The sequence below is a fragment of the Mesorhizobium sp. M2E.F.Ca.ET.209.01.1.1 genome (assembly GCF_004010375.2).
Classification (GTDB): domain Bacteria; phylum Pseudomonadota; class Alphaproteobacteria; order Rhizobiales; family Rhizobiaceae; genus Mesorhizobium.
The window spans coordinates 1-500 of record NZ_SADP02000140.1 but is presented as its reverse complement, the minus strand read 5'-3'; the positions used below and the strand labels follow the sequence as shown (position 1 = coordinate 500).

At 61.8% G+C, this 500-nt stretch carries 1 protein-coding gene; it reads left to right on the top strand.

Annotation, left to right across the window (positions count from 1 at the left end; genetic code table 11):
• Positions 1–43 precede the first annotated feature (43 nt).
• A complete protein-coding gene (locus EN852_RS34985; protein WP_135879611.1) occupies positions 44–328 on the top strand; it encodes a DUF982 domain-containing protein in 285 nt (94 codons plus the stop codon).
• Positions 329–500: the final 172 nt, after the last annotated feature.

Sequence of the window (500 nt, the reverse complement as noted above, 5' to 3'; positions counted from 1 at the left end):
CCGCGGTGGGCTAGCCGCCTGAAGTCTCGCGATGGAGGTCGCGATGCTTTCAAAGCCGTTCGAAAATCCGATCCGAGTTTGGGTTGGAATGGGTTTTCCCCGTCAGCTCAACACCGTGGTTGACGCATACCAGTTTGCCACCGATTGGTGCGGCAACAGTCCCGAACAGAAAGCCGCTATCCGCGCGTGCAGAGCGGCGCTGGTGGGAGATATCGACGCGGAGACGGCCAGGGGAATCTTTGTCGCCTTTGCCCGGAAGAAGGACATCCTGATCGAGGATGGAAATATGCCGCCGCCTTCCTGGAAGGCGCGGCCGTCGCACGTGTAAAACTGGTGAGGCGGCGCCCGACGCCGCCTCTACCGGCCGCGCGAAAGCAAGGGGCCGGTCTGCGATCTTGCCGTGACACTCGATCGCAGACCGGGTGTCCACTCCTGGGGTAGAAATTGGACACCCCCATCGTGGCCGGTCGCGATCCCTGCCGCCATATCATATGTTAGGC